Origin of the sequence: Mycetohabitans sp. B3, assembly GCF_021498065.1 — a bacterium.
In the GTDB taxonomy this organism is placed as follows: Bacteria; Pseudomonadota; Gammaproteobacteria; order Burkholderiales; family Burkholderiaceae; genus Mycetohabitans.
In genome coordinates, this window is the sequence record NZ_JAHLKN010000028.1 from 1 (window position 1) to 26505 (window position 26505).

The 26505-nt window shown below is 54.5% G+C and carries 11 protein-coding genes and 5 pseudogenes; 10 read left to right on the forward strand and 6 right to left on the reverse strand.

Annotated elements, in window-relative coordinates:
• Window positions 1-217, reverse strand: a pseudogene (locus tag KQH55_RS09045) (IS110 family transposase); the annotation flags it as partial.
• A 584-nt stretch (window positions 218-801) separates the two neighbouring features.
• Here KQH55_RS09045 and KQH55_RS09050 point away from each other — a divergent pair.
• The 3 genes from KQH55_RS09050 to KQH55_RS09060 all read left to right on the forward strand — a co-directional run bounded on the left by KQH55_RS09050 (window position 802) and on the right by KQH55_RS09060 (window position 4428).
• Window positions 802-1803 carry a hypothetical protein gene (locus KQH55_RS09050; protein ID WP_212667338.1) on the forward strand — a complete coding sequence of 334 codons (1002 nt, stop codon included), beginning with the start codon at window positions 802-804 and terminating at the stop codon, window positions 1801-1803.
• 725 nt (window positions 1804-2528) lie between these two features.
• A protein-coding gene (locus KQH55_RS09055) for an IS5 family transposase (RefSeq protein ID WP_235090637.1) occupies window positions 2529-3334 on the forward strand; the annotation gives its coding sequence in 2 pieces (ribosomal slippage) (window positions 2529-2859 and window positions 2859-3334; 807 coding nt in all).
• On the forward strand, window positions 3328-4428 hold the full coding sequence (locus KQH55_RS09060; RefSeq protein WP_373566380.1) for an IS30 family transposase: 1101 nt from the start codon (window positions 3328-3330) through the stop codon (window positions 4426-4428). Before KQH55_RS09055 ends, KQH55_RS09060 begins: the two co-directional genes overlap by 7 nt.
• On the opposite strand, the pseudogene KQH55_RS09065 reads toward KQH55_RS09060, so the two are convergent.
• The 4 genes and pseudogenes from KQH55_RS09065 to KQH55_RS09080 form a co-directional block, all read right to left on the reverse strand.
• Window positions 4417-4704: pseudogene (locus tag KQH55_RS09065) on the reverse strand (transposase); the annotation flags it as partial. The gene KQH55_RS09060 and the pseudogene KQH55_RS09065 overlap by 12 nt on opposite strands.
• Window positions 4628-5233: a transposase gene (locus KQH55_RS09070; protein WP_235090638.1), complete on the reverse strand. Its 606-nt coding sequence runs from the start codon at window positions 5231-5233 to the stop codon at window positions 4628-4630. The pseudogene KQH55_RS09065 and the gene KQH55_RS09070, both read right to left, overlap by 77 nt.
• 48 nt (window positions 5234-5281) lie before the next feature.
• Window positions 5282-5371: pseudogene (locus KQH55_RS09075) on the reverse strand (addiction module antidote protein, HigA family); the annotation flags it as partial.
• A 295-nt stretch (window positions 5372-5666) separates the two neighbouring features.
• Window positions 5667-6002: pseudogene (locus KQH55_RS09080) on the reverse strand (transposase); the annotation flags it as partial.
• A gap of 742 nt (window positions 6003-6744) precedes the next feature.
• On the opposite strand from KQH55_RS09080, the gene KQH55_RS09085 reads away from it, so the two are divergent.
• The 3 genes from KQH55_RS09085 to KQH55_RS09095 all read left to right on the forward strand — a co-directional run bounded on the left by KQH55_RS09085 (window position 6745) and on the right by KQH55_RS09095 (window position 22288).
• Complete coding sequence (locus tag KQH55_RS09085) at window positions 6745-14175, forward strand: neuraminidase-like domain-containing protein (RefSeq protein WP_235090639.1); 7431 nt, start codon at window positions 6745-6747, stop codon at window positions 14173-14175.
• A 287-nt stretch (window positions 14176-14462) separates the two neighbouring features.
• The gene (locus KQH55_RS09090) at window positions 14463-18923 is read left to right on the forward strand and encodes a SpvB/TcaC N-terminal domain-containing protein (protein ID WP_235090640.1); all 4461 of its coding nucleotides are present in this window, start codon (window positions 14463-14465) and stop codon (window positions 18921-18923) included.
• A gap of 50 nt (window positions 18924-18973) precedes the next feature.
• Window positions 18974-22288 (forward strand): RHS repeat domain-containing protein, encoded by a 3315-nt coding sequence (locus KQH55_RS09095; RefSeq protein WP_235090641.1) that lies wholly within the window; start codon window positions 18974-18976, stop codon window positions 22286-22288.
• 384 nt (window positions 22289-22672) lie between these two features.
• Here KQH55_RS09095 and KQH55_RS09100 read toward each other — a convergent pair whose 3' ends face one another.
• On the reverse strand, window positions 22673-23164 hold the full coding sequence (locus tag KQH55_RS09100) for a hypothetical protein (RefSeq protein WP_235090642.1): 492 nt from the start codon (window positions 23162-23164) through the stop codon (window positions 22673-22675).
• A gap of 79 nt (window positions 23165-23243) precedes the next feature.
• Between KQH55_RS09100 and KQH55_RS09105 the strand changes: the two genes are divergently transcribed.
• The 4 genes and pseudogenes from KQH55_RS09105 to ltrA all read left to right on the forward strand — a co-directional run bounded on the left by KQH55_RS09105 (window position 23244) and on the right by ltrA (window position 26440).
• Window positions 23244-23627 carry a transposase gene (locus KQH55_RS09105; RefSeq protein WP_235090643.1) on the forward strand — a complete coding sequence of 128 codons (384 nt, stop codon included), beginning with the start codon at window positions 23244-23246 and terminating at the stop codon, window positions 23625-23627.
• Entirely contained in the window at window positions 23624-23959 is a 336-nt protein-coding gene (gene tnpB / locus KQH55_RS09110; RefSeq protein WP_235090644.1) for an IS66 family insertion sequence element accessory protein TnpB, read from the forward strand. The genes KQH55_RS09105 and tnpB overlap by 4 nt, the downstream gene beginning before the upstream one ends.
• Before the next feature lie 63 nt (window positions 23960-24022).
• Window positions 24023-24613, forward strand: a pseudogene (locus KQH55_RS09115) (IS66 family transposase zinc-finger binding domain-containing protein); the annotation flags it as partial.
• 543 nt (window positions 24614-25156) lie between these two features.
• On the forward strand, window positions 25157-26440 hold the full coding sequence (gene ltrA, locus KQH55_RS09120) for a group II intron reverse transcriptase/maturase (protein WP_235090645.1): 1284 nt from the start codon (window positions 25157-25159) through the stop codon (window positions 26438-26440).
• Window positions 26441-26505 lie beyond the last annotated feature (65 nt).

Below are 26505 nucleotides of genomic sequence, written 5' to 3' on the forward strand. Positions count from 1 at the left end.
CATCTTGGGGCAGCGACCATTTCTGCTTGTACCGCTCAATCACCTCCAATAGGGCTTGCACTCGCAGGGCCGCTTGCGCTCCCCTTACCGTGTGTACCGCTGGACTCTGTCTGCGTCCGTCGTGCAGCGCAATTTTCCATTGGGCCCCTGCCAGTTCGAGTGACGCTGCCAGTATTACGTTCTCAGCATCGGCTCCGGCTAAGTGATCTGTACGCATGATAGCCTCCGTTGCGTTCGCCTTGATTCACTTAAGCTTACAACTTAAGCTTTGGTTAGTCTCGCGCTACATAGGATCTAGGTATTCCACGTATAAACGACTATTGATTCCACGAAAAGGCGATTGGGATTCCATAGGAAAGCGACCTAGCTTTCTACTATGAAGCGACCAGCAGCCGGAGCGCTGGATGCGACTAGGGCAGCTCAGCGGAAACATTTTACGGAAGCAACTGATCGTGCCATTGAACAAGGCCTTACCTCCCGGTCCATGCATGGGTACGTGCACCATCGTGTCCTTTTCCGAACCGTTCTACAAAATCTAATTAAGTTCAGCACAGGTGTGCTGTTTTTTCGCCAACGATGGGCATTGCTGTAGAGCGATTCTCAACGTAACTTATTGAGTAAAAAAGGATTTTACGTGGCTCTGCCGGCAACACCTAGAGAACGCTGACACGCAAAGTATACATCCCAGCCATCCAACAGCACGTGGCCATTCGTTTGCCAAAACGTTTATGCGGATCCGACATTCAAACAGATACTGATGGCGGCGTAATGTAGACCCCACCTCCTATTCTCTCCACCGCCATGAGCATAAAGATCAACCCATTCCGCCAAGCACGCCAATCCGATCCGACACCCCGGGGCAATGTGACGACGTCCGGCAACACCGTCGCAGGAAGCGAGCGATCTTGGCACAGCAAATTCGACGGATTGTTTTCGCGCAAGAAAAAGACGATATCGACGCAACCGCCAATGGAAAAGCCAGCCTCCACCGACTCGAAAACGTCACAAACAGTCCGGAATGTGGCTAAGCAGCTGAAAAAGGCCTTCTGCCCATGCGGCTCGTCGGAGAGCAAGCTTATTAAGAAGTTTCCTCAAGTTCCGTCACGCCCTGCCCTCGCAGATAATCGCGCCGGCGTTGGAACAAAAGCTTCTACACAAACCAGCACGGCAAAGGGTAATACTCCAGACATCAAACTACCCGAACGAAAGAACTCGCTCGCACATCTAATCACCCACGAGGCTGGCTCGGCTCCCCGAAGCGGTAGCACCTCATCAAAACAGGCGTTCGCAAGGGTAAAAGTCGGCCAAGTCAACGTCAAAAAAGCTGAATTCAAAAAAATCGAAGTCGAAGTCAAAACAATGAAGGCAGAGTTGCTAAGTACAAAGGCTGTGATCTCCGAGGCGAAGAAAACGGTGAATGAAGCTACGCGGAAAAATCAGAGAGGCAAAGATAATGTTGCCTCAAAAGACATTGAAGATATAACAGAAACGGAGACCGAGCTCCTTAAGAAATTCCCTACAACTCCTGCCGTCCCAGCTTCCTGTCCCACCAAAGGCAACGTTTCGTCAAAGCAAACCACTCCGGCAGCGCCGCCTCGTCCGCCGAAATCAAGTAAAAGACCTTCGGTGATAGTCCAACTCGCCGCCAAAAAAATGAAGACTGCGTCTTTGCGCGAACAGACCCTGATCTTCGAAGGGTTGAAAACAGCGAGCGAGACGGATCGGTGGCTACCTGTCAAGCCTGTAAATCACGCCCCACCAACAGGTCTGAGCAAATTGGGTAAAGGCCCCGTAATAGAGTAACCACGGGGAACTTGCCATATGGGCCCGTCGCGAAGCGACAGGAACCGGAGTTCTGCGCACAGCGGCAAGCACCGGGCGCGTGCGGGCCCGCACAGGTCCACAACGACGGGTTGATGATGCCGCTTCTCAACACGCCGCGCTTCACCTCGCCCGCCAATACCTTGGATATGACCGAAACGGGCCGTATAGCGGCCGTTACGCTACTCGTCCTTTTTCCAGCATCGACGACCATCAGTGTGCAACGAATACGTTATTCGTTCCGTGCCATTTTTTCGCACGATCGGTAACCCGGCTTTTACTGCGTCACAAAGTCCCGAACCGTTGTTCGAATCCGAAGTTCAAATAGAAACTGATGGCGGCGTAATGTGGCCCCACCTTCTATCCCTACCCGCCATCATAAGCATAAAGATCAACCCATTTCGCCAAGCACGCCAACCCGATTCGACACTCTGAAACAATGTGATGACGCCCGGCAGCACCGTCGCGGGACGAGAGCGGTTTTGTCAAGGCAAGTTCGACGTATTGCCTTCCCGCAAGAAAAAGACGATATCGACGAAACCGCCAATGGAAAAGCGGGCCCACACTGACTGGTAAACGTCACGGACATTCCGCGATGCGGCCAGGCTACTGAAAAAGGTCTTCCGCCCCTGCGGCTCATCGGAAAGCAGGCTTAGAGTCGCTAACGCAACCTGGACGTCAGGCTGTAAGGCGCGTATCCTGGAGTCATGGCAAGACGCAAAATCAGCAATGAATTATGGGCGGTGCTGGAGCCGTTGATTCCAGCGTTCACGCCCTCACCTAAAGGCGGGCGTCGGCGCACTGTCGACGACCGGGCGGCATTGAACGGTATTCTGTATGTCCTGCATACAGGCGTTCCATGGGAAGACTTGCCGCAGGAGCTCGGCTTGGGCAGCGGCATGACATGCTGGCGCCGATTGCGCGACTGGCAGGCCGCAGGCGTGTGGAGCAGGCTGCATCTGGCCATGCTTTGCCGGTTGCGTGAACATGACCAGATTGATTGGGAGCGAGCGAGCCTGGATGCGGCCAGCATTGCCAGCCCCCGGGGGGCCAGGAAACCGGCCCCAACCCGACGGACCGGGGCAAACTCGGGAGCAAAAGGCATCTGGTCGTAGATGCCCGAGGCGTTCCCTTGGCGATCACAGTCACGGGTGCCAACCGGCATGATTCGATGGCGTTCGAGCGCACCCTCGATACCCTCCCGGCCGTGCCGGGCTTGAGCGGTTCGCCGCGCAAACGTCCGAGCAAACTGCATGCGGACAAGGGCTACGACTTTGCCCACTGCCGACGCTATCTGAAGCAACGCGCAATCACTGCACGCATCGCCCGTCGAGGCGTAGAAAAGCGCGAGCGGCTCGGACGACATCGCTGGGTAGTTGAGCGCACGCACGCCTGGTTTGCCGGTTTTGGTAAGCTGCGCATCCGCTTTGAGCGGCGTCTGGACATTCATATCGCCTTGCTCCGCTTGGCTGCTGCCGTTATCTGTTCGTGCTTCGTGGACGACTTGTGTTAGCGACTCTAAGTGATATCGGGCGCTCGCTGGGCAAACACGCGGCGTCGATCCATGCCATCGTACGGCCGAACGGCGGCATCATGCCTATCGCGCGCAAGCGCTCAGCTCGGGCATTGACGCTTGCGGATAGAGAGGAGATTTCGCGCGGCCTCGGCGCCGGCTATTCGCTTCGCAAGATCGCAGCCAGCCTTGGTAGATCGCCCTCTACGATCAGCAGGGAAGTTGCTCGCCATGGCGGCTTGAGTCAGTACAGGGCGGCGTTAGCGGATGCGAGGGCCTGGGAGCTGGCGAGGCGGCCTAAACTATGCCGCTTAGCCGTCAACGCCAAGCTTGGACAATGGGTTGCCCGGAAGCTGCAACAAAGATGGGCACCAGAGCAGATCGCTGGCTGGTTAAAGCTGAGTTATTCTGACGATGCATCTATGCAGATTTCGCACGAAACGATCTATCGTAGTCTCTTCATCCAAGCCCGTGGCGTACTGAAAGCGGAACTGATGAAGCATCTGCGCACGCGCCGCATGATGCGTCGTTCAAAAAAAGCTTGCGCGAAGAGACAGCCGCGTGGACAAATCATCGATGCGGTATCGATCCGTGAACGGCCTGCGCAAGCAAAGGACAGAGCCGTTCCCGGCCATTGGGAAGGCGACTTGCTCAGCGGCTCGAACAACACATATATCGCAACTTTAGTAGAGCGTCATTCACGCTTCACTATGCTCATAAAAGTGAACGGAAAAGACACGGAAAGCGTCGTTTCAGCGTTAAGCAAGCAAGTTCGCAAGCTACCTATCGAACTGCGCCGATCAATCACCTGGGATCGGGGCATGGAGCTCGCTCAACACAAGAAATTCACGGTGACAACTAATGTTCAGGTCTACTTCTGCGATCCTCAAAGTCCATGGCAGCGCGGCACGAATGAGAACACCAACGGCCTTCTGCGCCAGTACTTCCCGAAAGGTACTAACCTTGCGGGCTACTCGCAGGCAGAATTGAACAAAATTGCCATGCAGTTGAATCAACGTCCAAGAAAAACTTTGGGGTTCGCAACGCCAGCAGATAAACTAAACGCCAGCATCGGTGTTGCATCCATCAGTTGAACCTACCGTAGCCTTTTTTAAAATGGCCTTCTCACGTTCGAGGCGTTCTATACGCGCCTCGAGTTCTTTAATGCGTTGCTGATCCGGCGTGATCGCCTTGCCTTGCGGCGTGATGCCCTCACGTTCCTGCTGAAGCTGGTGCACCCAGCGACGCAGTACCGTCTCGCCAACGCCCACCGAACGGCTCGCCTCCATATGGCTATAGCCCTGCTCGAGCACCAGACAGGCGGCTTGCTGTTTGAATTCCGGGGAAAACGTATGTCGCTGCTTCTTCATCAGACACCTCTTCATGACGAGCATTCTCGCCTAGATCAGTGTCCGGTTTCATTAGACCACTACAGTTCTTCATGCGAAGCTGTTTCACCTCAGCAAGGAGCTCGTCCTGCGTGCGCGCTTCTCTTTGAACTGCTTTTACTGGCAAGTCGGCAAAATTTACTGTTGTTGGCATCTTCTTGGGTAGTCCTCGGCACCTTGGAGATAATGCCTCCAGGCCGCCTTCATCATACCGATGCTCCCACTCGTCGACTATCTTGAAGAGTCGGATGTCGAACTTTGCAGCAACCTGTCGGCAGGACAGGCCTTCGCTACGCATGCGTTTTAGCACCGCCAGCTTGAATTCGGCGCTGTAATCAACACGTTGCTTCTTCATGAGCCCGGCGCACCCATGCTCGCGATATGCCGCTACCCAGCTGCACACCGCAGAAATATCGACATCATGCCGCTTGGCGACAGTCTTCAGGCCCGACCGACCCGATAAATAATCCTCAACTACTTGCAGCTTCTGCTGCTCAGTGTACCTGCTCATGAAGCCCCCGAGAGGTTAGCGTCCAACTTTCCGGGGTCAGTTCAGTTGGGCAGCTTGCGTCACGGTCAGCCCGAGCGCGGGCAACACGTCTTCACGCAGCGTTGCGCCATGGCGCGGTGGATGGAACATACGGCTCATGAAAACAACACCTATGTATGAACGCGTCCCTTTGCGCAAGGTTCTCGTGTGTTCCGACGTTGACAGGATAGGTTGCAGCTATGTATCCGGCCTTGTTGCAGCCGGTATTCCGCTGCGGGCTCCTATGAAATCCGCTGACTCGCACCTCATTAGTCTTTCGAGCTTGAAGCTCATATCACTGACCAGGTTTTGCGAGTCCCGATCCGACCTGTCTTGTCATCACACTCGATTGCCAACGCAACCTTTCGACGTCCACCCTTTGTAAAACGTTAGCCTTGCTAGTCGTGTCCGCTATTCAGACCGGTTTTACGCTCACATAGTTCTTCTGGTACTGACGTTCATGGGCAAGCATCGCCCAGATCGTCCGCACCATCTTGTTCGCCAACGCGACTGCCACCACATTCGGTGGTCGCCTCTTCTTCATCTGTTCGACCTGCGGGCCGGGATCTTTCGCATTTGCGATAACGCTACGCGTACCGTGAATCAGCATTTTGCGTAGATATCCATCGCCGCGTTTGCTGATCCCGTGCAGATTCACCTTGCCGCCCGAACCCGTTTGCTTTGGCACAAGGCCCACCCATGCCGCGAACTCCCGGCCAGAGCTGAATGCTTTCGGCTCACCAATTCTTGCGCAGCAATCCATCAAGAAATTAAAAATATAGCTCTATTTTGACGACTCCAAGTGGCTTATCCTGACATCCGGTTAGAGTGTGCTTGACTTGACAGTTTAGCCGGCACTGAAAACATGGCGATAAACTTATATTCGGTTCGCTTGCCTCGTTAGATGATTTTCAAATAGCGTGAGCCAGCCACGATGGAATGCGTGTTGAATGCAAGCCTATTTGCAAACAATGTGAGCGGCACGATTCGTGGTTTGCAGATAATTTGAGCCGACCAGCCTGTTGAAAGCGAGTCAACACCTTTTTAAATACGATTTGTTACAACCACTCCTTATAGCACGATTGCCCTGGACACAACCTGCTGCCGCAGGCAGAAACAACTAATTTTTTGTATAACAAAGATGCCGGGAGATCCACCAACGTCTGCTCGACGCGGGTTATCGCAACGTGTTTGACATCGCATTGTTCACTTGGTAACGTAGCACCTGAGCCACTGTCCTCAGAGAACGATAATCCATTGATTCTATTCATTATGCGCTGCGGCTGTCATACGAAAAGTCCCGATTCTTGATAGCACCATCGATCTGCGGCCAAATGGCCTGAAAATCGAAGGTTCGGTGACATCACCACTTGACATTTTTTATATTTTCAGGAGATGCGACTTTATATTATTGCTTTTAAAGCGCCGCACGTAAATTTCAATTTCAAAAAAATTGAATTATATATTCTATATTTATACGAAGGAAGGAACAGATGGACTATCAAAATAAGATGGTAAATTTATTGTCCAAATTAAATAAGGCGATGCCTATCTTATCCCTACCAGAAATTGCGCAGTACTCTTTTGAGGAGTTTAGCCGGCGCACATGCGATGTAATGAATTGGGGCGAGAAACGTCAGCTCTATAATGCAGCGATCCAGCAGAAAAAGGAAGTTGAAGCTTACGAGCGTAAGATACTGACTCATGCGAATCCGCAGTTACGCCAAGCGCTATCCTTGAGCATGCCGGATATGTCACAAGATATCCGCAGCTATGACGATATGTTTGGGTATCGAGCGAGTAAATATGTCGCCGAAGGTGCGGTGTCCTCGATGTTTTCCCCCGCAGCCTATCTGACCGAACTGTATCGTGAGGCGGTTAATTTCCATGACGTCGATTCCTCTTATCACTTGGACAAACGCCGACCAGACCTGGGAAGCCTAAACCTCAATCAGAATAATATGGATGAAGAGGTGACAACTCTCTCTCTATCTAACGAAATTCTACTTAACGGGATATTAGAAAAGGACGCCATCGACACCGATGCAGCGTACCTAAAATTGGCGTCATATCGTTATACCGGCGAAACGCCTTATCATCACGCTCATCACAGTATTTGTCAGACACTCACTGTTCGTGATGTGAATTTCCAGGACATAATGGCTGTGCCTGCGCTGGTACCATCCATCGATCAGACAACATTACTGGGTGTCGATGGCAAAATTTCACCGGAATTATACGATATTCTAGTAGAGGATATTGATATAGAAAATATTGAAGAGTTATTTAAAAAGAATTTCAAATTTGAGGCGAAAGAATATCTTTTTAACGCAAAGGCATTGGCTCAATATTACAATGTTGACGCGAACATTATTGAAGAATTAATTGGAACTCCCGGGGAATATGATCCGTATTCCAACGAAAACGTATTTACTGCTGCGGAAGGTAATGGCAAAATATTTCGCACAAATATTGTTGGCAAAAATGGAGGTTTCAGCGTTTATAATTATGTTAATATAGAATTTTTAGAGGGAAAGTGGGGTGTTAATGTAAACGTAAACAGAAATTATGAAGAAATAGTAAATCCGGGATATTGTATTGTACAATATGATAACCAAAGCATAGGAAGAATTGAAGACTATCAATCTAATCTTGGCGTCAATTACTTTATCGAAATCGGGGAAAATATTTCTCCTGATGTCGAAATTGTAGTCGAAATGTGGGATGAAACCGGCGGCGGCTTTATTACTGCCCGATACACCTTCGCTGTTTTAGAGGCCTCACATGAAGAGTTTCTCCTTGCGATCAACAAATTAGTTCGCTTACATAAAGCCACGGAGCTACCTCTAGCGATAATTGAACGGGTGGCGCGGCTTGGTAGCCGTGTGCAGATTACCAACGATGTGCTAAGAGACCTACTTCTGGTCAAGCGCTATCAGAAGCGTTATGCCATCGATGTGGACGAAGCGCTGATCCTGGCTGGCGCCGATATTGCAACTACGTCGGAAAGGCCATTGAGTCAATTCGACATGTTGTTCAATACGCCGCTTTTAAATGGTCAGCGCTTTGACTGGGGGGGCGACAAGCTTCAGATGAAGCCCGATGCTCAAGGTGACGATCATCGCCGCGCCGTACTAAAACGCGCATTCGATGTGGATAATATTGGCCTGTATCTGTTGGGGGCGATGCCAGTCTTTCCTTTTTTAGAGGAGGGAAGGCGGTCCGCCGATGCAATCGAAAACAGTCTGACGAACCTTTCTAGCCTTTACCGAGTTAAATTGCTGGCAGACGTTCACGGGCTAAGCGTTCAAGAATTGAATCTGCTGCTTACGATACTCGGTTGTCAAGACCTGCTGCTGGGTGTCAAAGACGGGCCATTGTCCGAGCTCATCGAAAAAGTGTATCGCACGACTCAGTGGATGGATAAGCGGGGGTGGAACGTTGCCTCGATTTATCTAATGACGACAATTTTTTACGATACCACGCAAACGCCAGAAATCGAGAACCTGGTCAGAACCCTGTGTGCTGGATTGACAGAAGAGACAAGCGCAACGGGCGATGATCTAAAGATTGCGATGGCGCCTTATATCGCCTCTTCGCTTGGACTCTCTTCCGCAGACGTGGCGCGCTATCTGCTTATTTGGGCAGATAAAATCAATGCGCTCGCTTTTAAGGTTGATGATTTTTGGGGGGCTGTCAAGGATTTAAATATTGATGCACTTAAGGTTCCGCCCAAAGCTGTCCAGTTTTGCCATCATCTGGCTCAACTCGCGCTAATAAACACCCAGCTTCAATGGAGTGAGGCGGAGCTTGCGATGGCTGTAAATTCGCCAAGGCATATAAAATCCGATCTCTTCTTTATTCACCATGACGTGGCGAGTCTAATGCTGCTGACGCGCTACCATGACTGGGTCTCTTCCCTGGGAGAATCCGCTTCGCAAGTGCTGGCGGCACTCAGCCAAAACACGCTGACGGTTTCGAGCCTGGCTAGTGCGATGGGCATTGATGAAGCCACGTTGCAGCTGGCGGCTGACCAGCTAGAAGGTCAACCCCGAAATCTAACCGATTTCTTGACCATCGATGCGTTGTTACAGTGGCACCGAGCGGCCGTCACACTAGGTGTTGCGCCGAATGATATTGCCCAGCTGTTGGCATTGCGCTACGGCACTGAACATGATTATGCTCGCTGGCAAGCCGTTGCCGGTACCCTAATAGCCGGGCTAACAAGCTTGCAGGGTCGTCAAGTATCTGTGTGGTTGGATGAAAGGTTAAGTACGGCGCTAAGTTTCTATTATATCAATACCGTCGCTGCGCCGGAGCTTGGCATTACCGATCGTGATGGGTTGTACCAGTATTTGCTGATCGATAATCAAGTCAGGGCAGACGTCAAGACCAGCCGGATTGCCGAAGCGATTGCAAGTGTTCAGCTCTACGTTAACCGCTGTCTTCAGCGTCTCGAGGACAATGTCAATAGTATTGTATCTGGCCGTTCCTTCTTCAAGGAGTGGGACAGATATAACAAGCGTTATAGTACATGGGCGGGTGTTTCTCTTCTAACGTATTATCCCGAAAACTACCTCGACCCGACTCAGCGCATTGGCCAAACGGCGATGCTGAGCAACTTACTGCAAATCATCAATCAAAGTCAACTTAATGCCGACACAACAGAGGCTGCGTTTAAGTCCTATTTGACCAATTTTGAGCAGATCGCAAATTTGACTATTGTCAGTGGCTATCACGATCATGTGAATATAAACCAAGGGATAACATATTTTGTTGGCGTCAGCCAATCAGAGCCTCGTGAATATTATTGGCGCAGTGTTGATCATGACAAATTCGACGGCGCAATTGTTCCGGCAAATGCCTGGTCGGAATGGTTGCACATCAATTGTGCGATCAATCCATTCGAAAATTTGATTCGCCCCATTATTTTAGAATCTCGGCTTTATACCCTATGGGTTGAGAGAAGAGAGGTTGTCGAGCAAAAAAACGGCGCTCAAGACAAGGCTTGGGCGTATGAAATTAAATTATCTTATCATCAATATGACGGCACCTGGAGTTCGCCGCTTTCCTATGAAATAGATACGGCTTTGCTTTCGGGTGCTATCGCGAGCAAAAATATCGGTTTGTATTGTTCTGCTCAAAATGAAGAGCATACTTTACTAACCATTTTGTATGAAAAAAAAGATAATTACGCCATCGATGTTTCGAGTATCACGGGTCTGGCAGCTACTACAAATGCAATCGGCTGGTTAATTAATGATGACTTGTCAGGAGAAGATATATCGTCAAGTGATCTTAATAACATCCTAAAAGTTGTCAGCTCGGAACTGGATACCAAAAAAACGAAGAAGATTGGTAATAGATACATGCCTAGAGGATATTCCACCTCATCCTCAGTGGATAAGAGTAGAGAAAGGAAAGCTGGTGAGTTATCTTTAAGTAAAATTCAGGGTGGAAGGCTGACATCAATTTCCATTTTGGACGATGGAACGCTTTCTTTTAAAGCACAAATCAAGTTGTGCTATGAAGGCATGTATTCTGACTTAATGAGATTTTGCGGCGATGGAATGGATAAATTTTTACACTTTTCTAAAAAAAGTGATAATAATCTAAAAGCAATAACACATGCCAGCGGTAAAGATGGAGAAGTGATTGGAATTTCGTATCATACTTGGATAAATAATCCATATATTCTCATTACGCCATTTTCTCGGGGTGTGGCTATCGATGAATTTCAGACAAATTGGAAGTCAAATTCCTTCAGCGAGAAATTTCAACCGAAATCGAGTAGGGAGAGCTACAAGAAAATTGATGTGGTAAAGCGTAGTGATGGTATTCATGGAGCTAAATATCTTGATATCAATGATATTAAGGAAATTGATCTTGCTTTGGCATCGGCAACCGTTGAAATATTGGGAAAGAAATTTTCATATAAAGACAAATTTCCTGCGCCAAGCATGGAGGACATGGCTTTTGATATTGATGTTTCTCAAGTTAAAATACCCAAATTCGAAGATGATGAATATTTTAAAGAAATACCTGTGGTATTGGCAGCAATGGCTAAAGACGGCAGGTTTCTTGGTAGTGAGACTTTTATTATTACAGTCAGTCGTCGTGCTAACGATGCCGGCAATGTTATGTCTATCAATAAAATTGATAATGGCGTGCAATACATGCAGATTGGATGGCGCCGGATCCGTTTAAACACTCTTTTTGCAAAAAAACTCATATCGCTGGCAAACAAGGGGATTGATAATGTCCTCAGCCTTAGCGCTCAGGAAATCCAAGAGCCTCAGCTCGGCGAAGGAAGTTACTTCGATTTTTTTCTGCCGCCCTATGATAAGTCTGCACATGGTGAGAATAGGTATTTTGAGGTTCGTCTTTGGATCCCGAATGACATAGGAGAAGCTGAACAAATTGAGCCTTATCCAGAGTATCCTATTGAGCGAATGATAACATGCCATCGAGGTGCTTTAAGCGAAAATACTTTGACGAGATTTCGGCTATTTATTCCAACTATGCCGCAGAGTGACGGGATTATAGCGTTTGCTTCCGTTTATTTTGAGAGTACGGTCACCCCTAATTTGGCAATAATTATAATTGGTATTGAAAATGGGGATTTTTTAAAAATTTCTAGCGTGCAGGTAAACCAAGAGCCGATGGATTTCAGCGGCGCCAATGCGTTGTATTTTTGGGAGCTGTTTTACTATTCGCCGATGATGGTAATGCAGCGTCTGCTGCAAGAGCAAAACTTTGACGAGGCAAATCGGTGGCTGTCGTACGTGTTTAGCCCGGCTGGTTATCCCGTGGACGGCCAGTATGAGAGCCGCCAATGGAATGTCCGCCCGCTGCTGGAGAGCACGAGTTGGAACCTGGTGCCGTTGGATTCCACCGATCCCGATGCGGTGGCGCAGGCCGACCCTATGCATTATAAAGTGGCCACTTTTATGCGCCTGCTAGACCTATTAATTGAGCGCGGGGATCATGCCTATCGCCAACTCGAGCGCGATACGCTTGCCGAAGCCAAGATGTGGTACGTGCAAGCCCTTAACTTGTTGGGTGAGGAACCGAACCTGGATCGGCACCCCTCGTGGTCGGCGCCGACATTACGCAATGCCGCTTCGCAAACAACGGCTGCGCAATACTGGCTGACGCTTGAGCGCCTTCAACCGGCGCCCATTGTGGCCGATGGTGAACCGTTGACCGCGAACTCGTTGATCAGCTTATTCCTGCCGCAGGAGAACGTCAAGCTCAAAAGCTATTGGCAAACACTGGCCCAACGCCTGTATAATTTGCGTCATAACCTGACGCTCGATGGGCAGCCGCTGTCACTGCCGCTGTATGCAAGCCCAGCCGATCCAAGCACGCTGCTAAGCGCCGCAGTGGCGTCCTCGCAAGGCGGAACAGCGTCACCGACGGTTACCATCGGCCTGCGGCGTTTTCCGCATATGCTAGAAAGTGCTCGGGGGCTTGTCTCACAGCTGATGCAATTTGGGGGGACCCTGTCCGGCATCATTGAGCGCCAGGATGCCGAAGCGCTGGCGGCACTGATGCACACACAGGCCGCTGAGTTGATGACTTTCAGCATCCAGCTCCAGGACAGAGCACTGGACGAATTGGCCGCCGAGCGCACGGTGCTGGAACGCTCGCTTGTAGGCGCTCAATCCCGATTCGCGCATTACAACACGCTTTATGATGAGGATGTGAGCATTGGTGAGCGCCAGGCTATGGATTTGCGCCTTTCCTCATCAACCATTGCCCTGGGCACCAAAGCGTTGCATATGACCGCCGCGGGGTTGGAGATGGTGCCCAATATCTATGGGCTTGCAACCGGCGGGGCACGTTACGGCGCCCTGGCCAATGCTATTGCCAATGGTTCGGAGCTGGCCTCTTCCGCCATAGCGATTGCTGCCGAAAGAGTCTCCCAATCGGAAGCATACCGGCGTCGCCGCCAAGAATGGGAAGTCTTGCGCAACAGTGCGGAAACCGAAGTCAACCAGATCGAAGCGCAGTTGCAGGTGCTAGCGATTCGCCAAGAGGCGGCGCAAATGCAAAAGGTGTATTTGGAAACACAGCAGGCGCAAACTCACACGCAGCTGACGTTCCTGCAGCGCAAATTTAGCAACGTGGCCCTCTATAACTGGTTGCGCGGACGCTTGTCGGCTCTTTATTTCCAACTGTATGCTCAGACGGCATCCCGTTGCTTGCTGGCGGAGCAGTCCTATCAATGGGAAACGCAGACGGACGATCGCTTTATCAGACCAGGCGCTTGGCATGGCACCTATGCGGGACTGCTCAGCGGCGAGTCGCTGATGCTGAATTTAACCGAACTCGAAAGCGCCTATCTCAAATGGGAATCCCGCGCGCTTGAAGTGCAACGCACGGTGTCGCTAGCCGATGTCTATCGTGATTTAGAGGCGGATTTCGACCTGGCAGAGACCATCGCGGAGTTGATTGCTAAGGGCAAGGGTGACGTAGGGGAGGCAAATAAGAATGGATTGAAGCTCGATGAGAATGGCATTCTATCTGCGTCGGTCAACATTAGCGGGTTGAAACTGAAAGGTGATTACCCGGATGATTTGCAGTTGGGCCGCGTGCGCCGTATCAAGCAAATCAGCGTAACGTTACCCGCATTGTTGGGCCCTTATCAGGACGTGCAGGCGACGTTGAGTTATACCGGAAGCCTTGCCCCTAAGCTGCCGAAAGGGTGCACGGCCATTGCCGTCTCGCATGGGATGAATGATAGCGGTCAGTTTCAACTCGATTTCAACGACGGCCAATATTTGCCATTTGAAGGGATTCCAATTGAAGATGACGGTACCTTTGTTCTGCGATTCCCGAATGCGACAGGCAAGCAAAAAGCATTGCTCCAGAGCTTAAGCGATGTGATTTTGCATATCCGTTACACCATCTGTTCTTGATTTTAGACACCATTAAACAGGCTCCTGTTGTGGAGCCTGCACTCCCCATTTCCGGCCGGCTCAGCGAGGCTCTGTTGGCAGCGCGCAACCTCCAGCGATGGCAACGGCGCTTTTGGGTTGGCTCTGTTGGTCAATGGTCATCCGTCGGCGCATCGCGCACGGCGTGCCGTGTAGCAATATCGTGCCACGTTGCTCGATGCGAAGCGCGGTACCGTCGACACAGTGCATCGCGTGTGGCCGGAATCAGCCGGATAAAAGAATAATTCAACATTTTTGAAGAATAGGATATGTCAGTCACGCAGTCATCTTCCAATATTGCACTGTCCGAGCCGGCACTCCCTAAAGGCGGCGGGGGAATGCGTGGGCTCGGGGAAGCGTTAGGCCGGATTGGTCCCGCGGGCGTCGCGACAATGACGCTGCCACTGCCCGTGTCGGCTGGCCGCGGCTATGCACCGCAACTGGCATTGAGCTATGCGAGCGGCAGCGGCAATGGCCCATTCGGTGTGGGTTGGAACATTGGATTGCCCAGCATTGGGCGGCGCACAGGCCGAGGCACCCCCCAATACGGCGATGATGATGAATTCATCGGCCCGGGCGGCGATGTTCTTGAGCCTGAGCGAGATGCCGATGGCGCCGTGGTTCCGCCTTCCGAAGTTAGCACCTATAACGGTCTGGCACTGGACGACACCTATCGGGTGGCACGTTACTTTCCGCGTATCGAGCACGGCTTCGCGCGGATCGAGCATTGGATTGGCAAAGCCAATGGCAGCGACTTCTGGCTGCTCCATGACGCCGGTGGCGATCTGCATTGCTTCGGTAAAACACCCGCGGCTCGCATTGCCGATCCAGCGCAACCGTCACACATCGCAGTGTGGTTGCTGCAGGAGTCGGTCTCGCCTAACGGCCAACACATCTGGTACCGATACAAGCCGGAGGATGAAGCCGGCGTCGACCGGCAAGGTAACGAGGCTCAACGCGACCATACCGCGAATCGCTATCTTGCCGAAGTCAAGTACGGTAACGCGTTGGCAGCCGGCGCACTGTATCTGTTCACGGCATCGAAACCCGATGACCAGACATGGTTGTTCTCGCTGGTGCTCGATTACGGCGAGCGTGGCACCGACCCGCAGGTACCGCCGCCCTGGTTGGCCACTGGCGATTGGTTAGTTAGGCGTGATGCGTTCTCGCGCTACGACTACGGCTTCGAAGTGCGTTGTCACCGTTTGTGCCGTCAGGTGCTGATGTTTCATCATTTTCCCGATGAACTCGGCGAGCCTGCCACGCTGGTATCCAGGCTGCTGTTCGAGTACGATGAGAATCCCGTGCTCACCAGGCTAGTTAGCGTGCGGCGGCTCGCGTATGAGCCGGATGATACGCCGCAGTCGTTGCCTCCCCTGGAGCTGGACTACACACCGTTCGATGCGTCGGTGTCATCGGGCCAGTGGCAGCCATTCGACCTCTTTCCTGGATTGAACAACGGGTACCCCTACCAGCTGGTGGATTTGCACGGCGAGGGCATCGCCGGTGTGCTGTATCGCGTCGGTCCCCTCTGGTATTACCGGGCGCCGATGCGAAGCAGCGATGGGGGCGATGCCGTCACCTACGACACGTGGCGGCCGCTGCCTGAGATTCCGTCGTTGCAGCCGCAGGCAATGGCGCTCACGGATATCAACGGCGATGGCAGGCTGGATTGGCTCGTCACGCAGCCCGGGCTGGCTGGCTACTTCAGCCTTGCCCCAGACGGTACCTGGTCATCGTTTACACCATTCTCGGCGCTGCCTATCGAGTTTTTTAGTTCGAAGGCGACGATGGCCGATTTCATAGGAGCGGGTCTGTCCGACTTGGCTCTGATTGGTCCAAAGAGCGTGCGTCTGTACGCGAACGAACGGCACGGGTTTGCGCCCGGTATTGAAGTGGATCAAGTGTCGGCACTTCCCCTTGCTGGGCGTGATGCCCGGGAGTTAGTGGCGTTTGGCGACCTGCTGGGTTCCGGTCAACAACACTTGATCCGCATCCGCAGCGATGAGGTGAGAATCTGGCCGAACCTCGGGCGGGGCCGCTTCGGGCAGCCGTTCGTGTTCGCACCGTTACCATTCGATGCGCAGCGCTTCGATCCCGCCTGCGTCTATTTGGCAGACCTGGATGGATCGGGAGCCGCCGATCTGCTGTATGCGGAAAGCGACCGTATCCGTATCTTCTTCAATCAATCTGGCAATGGCTTTGCACCGCCCGTCGATTTGGCTCTGCCGCCGGGCGTGCGCTTCGACCGGCTGTGTGCACTGAGTGCGGCGGACGTGCAGGGGCAAGGTACAACGAGTCTCGTGCTATCGGTCCCTTACCCGAGTCTCAAGCATTGGCGCTACGATTTTGCCAACGCCAAACCCTACCTGATGAATATCGTCAACAACAACATGGGGATGGAAAACCGGCTTGTCTACCGCAGTTCAGCGCAGGAATGGCTAGACGAAAAACAGCAAGAAAAGAACACAGCGAGCAGCTTGCCCTTTCCCGTGCACGTGGTGTCCCGGCAAATCCAAATCGACGAAATCTCGGGCAATCGGCTGGTTCAACAATACCAATATCGCAAGGGTGTCTATGACGGGCAAGAGCGGGAATTTCGCGGGTTTGGCTTCATGCAGACCTGGGACACCGGTGAAGATGCGAGGATCGCAGGCCAGAACATCAGCGAGGCGCCGCCGCGGTTAGCGCGAAACTGGTACCACACTGGCCGGGAGGAGGACGAAGCGGCGCTGTATGGTGAGCCTTGGACAGACCTTGACGCTTTCACGAGTCATCCGGCCCGTTTGACGCGATTCGATACGAAGACGAGCCAGGATGAATTGCTGGACAATCCAGCCGCCAAACGTCGATGGTGGTTGTACCGTGCATTGAACGGCAGCTTGTTGCGAAGCGAGATCTATGGTCTAGACGAGGCACCTAATCAGCAGGTGCCTTATCGCGTGACGGTAGCCCGTTACCAAGTGCGCGAAGTTCAAACCGGAGGAAACGATGGCGTGCCGGTCGCGATGCCTTCGCAGCTGGAGCAATTGGACTATGCATACGAGCGCATCGATTGCGATCCTCAGGTTAGCCAGGCGGTGACGCTGCGTATCGACGCATACGGTATACCTCTGCACAGTGTAGCAATTCGCTATCCCCGCCGCCCCCAACCATCGACGTCACCCTACCCCGATACCTTGCCGGACACGACATGGCACAGTTCGTACGACCCGCAGCAGCAGTGTTTGCGGTTCACGGAGCAGCGTGCCAGCGTCTGGCATCGGACAAATCCGCAACAGTGGCGGCTTGGCCTGCCATGGCAGCAACGTAGCAACGTGTTGACTTATGACGCAGCGCGTGTGCCACCCGGCGGTCTGAACTTTGAAAATCTGAGCACGCCGGAAGGTTTGCTGGGTGACGATCAAGTGCGCATATTCGGCACTCAAGGCGTGGTCGTGTACCGGGATACGGATGCTGACGGCGTCCCCGATTTTATTGCGCTGGTGGATCACCAGGAGGTTGCGGAGCTCGACTCATCGAGTCTTGCCGCCTACGACGGCCTGCTCGACGAGCCCGCGCTGAGGGCAAAGCTTGAAGAGGCCGGTTACCAAATTTCACCGACCGTCCTTGCTGTGCCCAATGCGGTAGAAGAACCGGTGTGGGTGATCGCGAGCGGCTATCGCACCTACCGTGGCCCGGAAAGCTTCTATGTTCCGAGCGAAATAAGGAAGACCCAGCTCACGAGTGCGGCTCAGCTCTCCTACGATTCGTATTACTGTGCAGTCACGCAGGTGCGGGATGCTTTAGGCAACACCACCTCAGCCCAATACGACTACCGATTCCTCCAACCGTGGCGCATGATTGATGTCAACGACAACCATCAGGAAGTGCAGTTCAATGCGATGGGCCGGGTGGTGGCGAGCACATTTTATGGGACTGAAGAGGCACGTGAGGTGGGATTCGATCCCATCGCGGTTTCCCCAGTACCCGCGGGTCTGACGGTTGAACAGGCGATTAACCAAGCCGGAGTCTCGGCTCAACGGGTAGCGGCCATTTATGCGACGGATTTTTTTGCGTGGATGGGGCAGATAGACCGCTCGGATTTGTCACCGGACGAAGCAGACGCATGCTGGCAGCGATTGATCGCTGCACGGTTTATCACGCCTGAGGGCCACGTCCGCGTGAGGGCGCATCGAGAATTGCGCAGTGGGGTGCTGGCGCGCTGTGGAGCACTGGAACGCTTTTCCACGCCCGTGCGCGAGGCACTGGCTTCGGTTGCGCGAAACCCGATCAACGAAGTTGCGCTGAGCGCTGACCGGTACCCGAACGATGCAGAGCAGCAGGTCCGGATAAACGTCGCGTATAAGGACGGCTTCGGACGGGCGCTGCAAGGCTGTGCGAAGATGCCAGGCGGGCTGGCGTGGCAGCGCACTGCCGACGGCGAGATCGTCGCCGATGCCGACGGTAAGCCAAAGGAAGTGGATACCGGTTCGGCACCGCGCTGGGCGGTATCGGGACGCATCGAATACGACAATAAGGGCCAGCCGGTGCGCAGCTACCAGCCCTACTTCCTAAATGACTGGGCCTATGTTGTCGATAATGCGATGCGCACCTACAGTTACGCGGATACCACGTCTTATGATCCGATCGGGCGGGCTGTGCGGGTCGTGACCGCGAAGGGATACGAACGCAGACAAAGCGTTTACCCATGGTTTGTCGTCAGTGAGGACGAAAACGACACGGCCTGAGTCGAACTCTGCTAATGCAAGGGCAACAAGACGAATAAGAAAGGCACGCTATGAACGAAAACAAGTGGGAAAATGTCTGCAAGGGCACGCCGGTGATCCAGGTCATCGATAACCGTGGGCTGGGTATTCGGACGCTTCAATACAATCGCGACAGCAGCACGTCAGCGTTGGACGAGCGCGTGAGTGTGGCGCAACATACAGAACGGGGCCATCCTCTGTCGATGATGGATGCTCGCCTTTTCGACGCGCTGCAACAAGACCCCGCAGTGGCACCGAATGTCCGCTACGTTAATTCATTGAGCGGCCGCACGCTGCGCCGTGACAGCGTGGATGCGGGGCTTAGCGTGGCCCTGTTCGATGCGGAGGGCCGGATGGTCTGGAGCCAGGACGGTCGCGGCAGCCGGTCGAGACAGGTATTCGACGTCTTGGGGCGTCCTGTTGCCACGTATGTTCAGCCGTCAGGAGAGGCAGAACGGTGTCACGAGCGAATCCTCTATGGCGAACACGAGCCTCAGGCATCGGCGTACAACTTGAAAGGACATGTAGCACGCTATTACGATACGGCGGGTCAGGTTCGCATTGCTGGTTATACCATTCACGGTAAGTCACTTCAGGATACCCGGCGGCTGCTAGCGAATCGGGCAGCCTCAGCCAATTGGGCGGGTGAGGACGAGGCGGCGTGGACGGCTCGGCTTTCAGCCGAGGCGTGGACCACCAAGCGGCGATATGGTGCGCTGGGCGAGCCAGTCACGCAAACCGATGCAAAAGGTCACCGGCATCGTTTCCACTTAGACTTAGCAGGCCGGTTGCAGGCAAGCTGGCTGAAGTTGGCTGATGCCCGTGACGAACAAATCATTGTTGACGGCATTCAGTACACCGCAGCCGGTCAACTGCTTAGCCAGACTGCCGGCAACGGCATAGTTACGGCCTACGGTTACGAAGCCGAAACTCAGCGCCTGCTGTATACCCGCACACATAAAAAGGATGGCACGCCGCTGCAAGCTCAGCAATACACTTATGATCCGGTCGGCAACATCCTGGCCATTGGCGACGACACGCAGCCGACTCGCTACTTTCGCAACCAGCAGGTGGAGCCGCTACACACGTACCGCTACGACGCACTCTATCAGCTGTTGGAAGCCACCGGGCGGGAGAATGCCCCAGCCAGCCGCCAGGGGCCAGGCCAGCCAGTGCCGCCGCGCGACCCCATCAACTTGACAAACTACACCCGCAACTACACTTATGATCGAGGCGGCAACCTCACCACGATCCAACATCAAGGCCAGGGGACTAACGCTTATCGCAACGAGGTCGTCATCGCCACTCGAAGCAACCATGGAGTGGCACAGACCGAACAAAACAGTTTGCGTCCGGAAGACATCGAGCGCGGCGGCTTTTTCGATCAGGGTGGTAACTGCATGCAATTACAGCCCGGCCAGCCCCTTGAGTGGAACGAACGCAACCAGTTGATGCAGGTGACGATGGTCGATCGTGGCAGCGATGATGACAATGACCAGGAAACGTACGGCTACGATGGCAATGGGATGCGAGTATGGAAACAGCGCCGCACGAAAACCGCCAGCACGTGGCGCACCGAAGAAGTGATTTACCTGCCGGGCCTGGAGCTTCGAACAACACGCGTGGGCGAGAACATCGAAGAGGCGTTGGAAGTGGTCACTACCGCTGAGGGCGCAGTGCGTGTATTGCACTGGAGCACTGGACAGCCCACGCAGATACCGAACGACCAGTACCGCTGGAGCGTGAGCAATCCGATCGGCTCGGTGAACCTGGAGCTAGACAGCGGAGCGCGGATTTTAACACGCGAGGAGTATTATCCGTATGGCGGCACTGCGGTGTGGGGCGGGAACGATCACGAAGTGAAATATAAGTTCATCCGCTATTCGGGTAAGGAACGAGATGGGACGGGGCTATATTACTACGGCTACCGCTATTATCAGCCCTGGCTGGGGCGATGGGCGAGTGCCGATCCGGCAGGCACGGTCGATGGGCTCAATCTCTATTCGATGGTCAGAAATAATCCTATTAGTCGTGAGGACCCGAATGGGCTGAAAGCGTCGACTGGGCGTCTTTTGAAAACAATGGCAAAACAGCACTGGCGGAAATTGATACCGTGGGCGGGGCCGGTCATACTGGGCGTTGCGGCATTGGGCGGGCCTGCCGTGGCTGCAGGCGCAGGCGCTGTAATGGCGGTTGCAGGGGCAATTTACGGAGGCTACAAAATTTATAAAGCTGTACAGCAATTTAGACGCGGTGGCGATTCAGCCGTAGCTCGGCGACGTAACCAGGAATCCCTCATTGCGACAGCGTCCCCCTCACAACTGAGGTTGTTGGGCCAAGTCGGCAGGGCATTGCGTTGGGGGGGGCTTGCTGTTGCGGTGGCGGGGGGCATTGCCGCTGTTGCCGGGGCAGCACCGCTTGTGGCAGCTGGCGTGGGTCTTGCAGCGGCGATTGGAGGGGCGGCATTTGCTGTCTGGGCTGCCCCAAAGATTGCGCGACGTTTCGCGAGCTCCAGGAGTCGCCAGATCGCACAGGATGGTGGAACTTTATCCAGTTTCGTCGGGAATTCCGCGGCGGCCACATTCGTTTCAGCTGAGATGCACGGCGCATCGCATACTGGGGCAGCAACTGCAGTGGTCAGTACCATGCCGATTTCGGTTTTAGGGTGGGCAGAACAGAACCCTGAAGCGAGCGTAGCGGGTGCGCATGCAGGCGGTGTGGCAGTGGGGGAATATGAAAGTATTTCGCGGGCGGTCGGTGTCGAAACGGGTACTGACATTCCTGCTCTCATTGGGACTGGATTAGGCGGTGGCATAATGGGATATATACACGGCCAGATCGAGGGGAGCACAGAAGTTGGTCAGGCTGCTGGAGCGGTGGCTCGGCAGTGGCATGCTCGACTTTGGCTGGGCTCGGATTTAATAAATCAGTTCCCACAAGCCCTTGGAGAGTCTATGGTAAATAGCTACTTTCCGCTCGCCCGGGCCATAATCGAGAGTATGGGGTTCTCAGGGGCTGTTGGTTCGGCTGGTATCGATTCCAGGTTGGTTAGTTTCGGAGTCTGGATGTTTGAAGGAAGAGCAAGAAGGATTATGGAATATGCAGTTGGAAGAACAGCCATAAATACGGCATTTCCTGCAGTAGGTGCAACATTAGGTGTAGCCGTGACGTATGGAAGCTGGATTTCGTTCGCCGTTGCAGCGGGCGGGGCGATTTTCGGAGGTTACGGTGCTCTTTCTAAAGACAGTTTCGCCTCGGGCATCCAACGCATTAGCGATTGGGCTACAACTCAGGTTTTTTCTACGCTCGAATTGGCGTACCCTCAGTTTTCCGAGTCCAATGCGTGAGGTGGGTTAAAAAGTTAAAATCGGCTCAACAGCGCGCTGGTGCTTACAGAAGACGGCGACGAGCTGGTCGAATTGACGTGCCGTAGTCATCGCTGGGGGCTTACAGTAGACTCTAAGATTCCAGCGAGAGTCCCCTGCGCAGCGCGAAGCGGCCACACAGGGGACGCTAAACGCGGCGCTAACGGCACGGCGATTCAGGCCGCCGCTGGCCCGAGCAGGAAGCGATGAAGCGGGATGCGCGAAAGAATCACGGTAAGTGTAGTGGCTCGCATTTCACGCCTTAGTTCGAGGCTTGCCCGAGATCGGCTATAGGCTGACCTATGCTTGCTAACCGGCCTGCGTCCACATGAGCCTTTGTATAAAAAGCGAATGTCGGTGACTGCGTCACCGAATCTTTTTGAGCGAACGCGCGGGCGGGCGTGGCCGCCTAATCGGGCCGGTGGCGCGGCTCAACTTGGTGGGTGTGCGCTCCCGCACACGCCGCGCTTTTTCAGCGTCGGCGTTCGCGCGCTGCAGCGCGGCTAAGTTGCCTTCCAGCATGCCAATGTGCTGGCGTGCGTCCCCCAATTGCGCCTGCAGCGCTTGCCGCTCAGCGCGGCGCTGCGCGTCACTTTCGTCGGCGCGTCGCACCGCCGCATCCCGTTCCTTGATCAGGCGCGCGCTGATGCGGCGCTCATGCTCGGTCTCCAAGAGCGCGCGCTTTTCGGCCGCTTGCAGCCGCGCTTCGGCGCGCGCGGTGTCGGCCCGCAGCTTATCGAGTTCGCGGGCAAAATCGGCGCGCGCTTGGGCGAGTGCGGCGTCTCGCTCCTGGGCGTCGCGTTGCAAACGCTCGACTTCCGTGTGCAGTGTCTGGCGCGCTGCTTCAGCCGTAAGCACCCGGCGATGTCACCTTGAACCAGCCGTGTCATGAAGCGACGATCGTGTTCACCTCATTTTTAATGGACACGTGCACGCTATGAACGAGAATGAAGTGGGTTCGGAAGCGGTGCAGCCGACACGGCGGCGGCGCCACAGCAAGCAGTTCAAGGAGACGGTGGTCCGTGCGGCGATGCAGCCAAACGTGTCGATCGCTGCGGTGGCGCTGCATTACCAGTTGAATGCGAACCTGCTGCGTCGGTGGGTGGCCGCGCAGCAGCAGGACGTGGCGCGCGAAGCGCGCCAGTCGATGAGTGTGCCCGCGGCGAAGTTTGTGCCGCTGCAATGGCAGACGCCGGGCGTGGCGCCTGCCTCAACGGTGATTCAGATCGAAGTGCGCCGAGGGGCGGCGAGCGTGACGGTACGCTGGCCGCTTTGTGCTGCAGCCGATTGCGCGGCGTGGTTGCAAGGGTGGCTGCGATGATGCGCATTGACGAGATCTGGCTGGCAACCGAGCCGATCGATATGCGCGCGGGCATCGATACGATCCTGGCGCGTGTCGTGAAGGTGTTTGGCGCGGCGCGGCCGCATCACGCCTATTTGTTTGCCAACCGTGACTCGACGCGCCTAAAAGTACTCGTGTACGACGGGTTCGGTATCTGGCTGGCGGCACGGCGCCTGAACAAGGGGCGATTCATCTGGACGAATGGGAACCAGGCGATTGCCACCGCGCTGAATCTGGCACAGTTGCGAGCGCTGGTAACCGGGCTGCCCTGGCACACACTCGCACACGATCACGCGATCAGCGTCGTGTAATATCCCCAAAGCCGTAAACTGTCTTGCTTGCCGCAGCGCGGTGGGTTCTGGCAGACTGGCCGCATGAACCTATCGGCTAACCTCAACGCTTTAAGCCCTGACGAACTGCGTACGCTAGCTGCGCAATTGATGGTTCAGGTGAGCGAGAAGGAGCGGGAGCTGCGCTACCGTCAGAGGCGCATTGAGCAACTTACCCATGAGATTGCCGTGCTCAAGCGCTTGCAATTTGGCAAGCGCAGCGAGCAATTGAACGTTGAGCAGATGAGTCTGCTCAATGAGGCCATCGACGCCGATCTGGCTGTGCTTGAAATCGAGCTCGAGCAATTACACTCAAATACGCCTACGCACAAGCAGTGTCAGAAGCCTAAGCGTGCACCGTTGCCGCCACACTTGCCGCGCACCGAGATCCATCACGAACCCGACGAGCTCACCTGCTCCTGCGGCTGTCAGCGCGTGCGTATCGGCCAGGACATCAGCGAGAAGCTGGACTATAAGCCGGGGGTGTTCACGGTTGAACGGCATATCCGCGGCAAATGGGTCTGCAAGGCGTGCGAGACGCTGATTCAGGCACCTGTGCCGCCCCATGTGATCGACAAGGGCATGCCGACCACAGGCTTGCTCGCGCAAGTGCTCGTTGCCAAGTACGCTGATCACTGTGTGTCCTGGAACACATCTTGAAGTACGAAGGATGTGGAACTGCATGAGAGATGAGGGATGGCCCCTCGGGGCCGGCGATCAGGAGTCGGTCTCAAACCGCCACAAGCTGCTGTCGTAAAGAGCGATGGTGGTGAGCGTTGTGGGAAAGGCGGAGCGTTGATTCCGTCAGGTGAGGTCCATGGAGACGAGCGAGAGCAAACCGTCGATGAACTGCCGAAAGCGTATCGTTGATGTCAGAACCGGAGTTGGTGGTCGCTCCGGGATGAGTGCGGGCGGAGACCTGAAGCCCGGCCCGCGCGGCATCCGGCTCGAAGGCGGCGTGAACATGGATCAGGCTCTCATGCGGAACAGGAGAACCTGTCGCCCCGGTGTGAAGGGAGACGCTCGAGCAGGCGACCCCTGCAAGAGCCAGAGTACCGATACGGGGCACAGGGGCAGAATGGCTCGTAGTAGGGTTGAAGGCGCTGTAATGGTGCTGGACCGAAGGGGCCATGGTGTCCAGCCTTCGGCTGCAGTCAACCGGATAACGGGAGGAGCTGCATGACGCAGGCAAAGCCGTTTGCTATTCAGAAGCGAGAAGTGTGGGAAGCCTTCAAGAAAGTGAAGGCCAACCACGGAGCGGCTGGAGTGGACGGGCAATCGATCGAAGAGTTTGAGGCGAAGCTGTCTGCCAATCTTTACAAACTCTGGAATCGGATGTCGTCCGGCAGCTACATGCCTTCGCCCGTTCGTCGGGTGGAAATACCGAAGGCGGGAGGTGGTACGCGACCATTGGGCATTCCCACGGTTGCGGACCGCATCGCGCAGGAAGTAGTCCGGCGATATCTGGAGCCGATACTGGAACCGGTGTTCCACGCAGACTCGTATGGATATCGTCCCGGCCGATCGGCGATTGATGCAATCAGGACGGCGCGTGAGCGGTGCTGGCGCTCGCACTGGATGCTCGATATCGACATCAAAGGGTTCTTCGACAATATCGATCACGAGTTATTACTCAAGGCGGTCCGTCGGCATGCCGACTGCGCCTGGGCGATCCTCTATATCGAGCGTTGGCTGAAGGCACCCGCGATGCTTGGCGATGGCGAGCTTGTTGTGAGGGACAAGGGTACGCCGCAAGGTGGGGTCATCTCACCACTTTTGGCTAACTTGTTCCTACACTATGCGTTTGATGTCTGGCTTGGGCGGGAGATGCCTGGGGTGTCGTTTGAGAGGTATGCAGACGACATTATCTGCCATTGCCGCACCGAACGACAGGCGCGAGCGCTATGGGCACGTCTGGATGCGCGACTGCGCTCGTGCGGTCTTGTTCTCCATCCGCAGAAAACGAAGGTGGTTTACTGCAAGGACACAAACCGCAAGGGCGAGTACTCATGCGTCAGCTTCGACTTCCTTGGCTATACATTCCGACCTCGGTTGGCAAAGTGGCGAGCAGGGCTCTACGGAGTTTCGTTTCTGCCAGGCGCAAGCTCGCGTGCGCTCAAAGAGGTTCGCAAGGCGGTACGTAACTGGGGCCTCCAAAGGCGCAGCGACAAGGGGCTGTTTGATCTTGCCCGGATGTTCAATCCGTACATTCGAGGATGGATCGGCTACTTCAGCTGTTTCTACAAGTCGGCGCTGTATCCGACATTGCGTCGCATCGATGCACACCTGCTACGGTGGGCGGCTCGCAAGTTCAAGCGCTTTCGCCAACGTCCGCGTGGCGCTCGTGCGTGGCTTGTGAAGATCATCCGGGCTCAGCCCGGGTTATTCGCTCATTGGCCGCTTCTGTATGGTCGGCTGGATGCTGGGAGCCGTATGAGTTGTGCGTATTTCAGGCCATCGTAGACGGTCATTTCAGACGAAGGTAGACGGTGTTTCAGGGCAACGTGGACGCCGTTTCAAAGCATCGT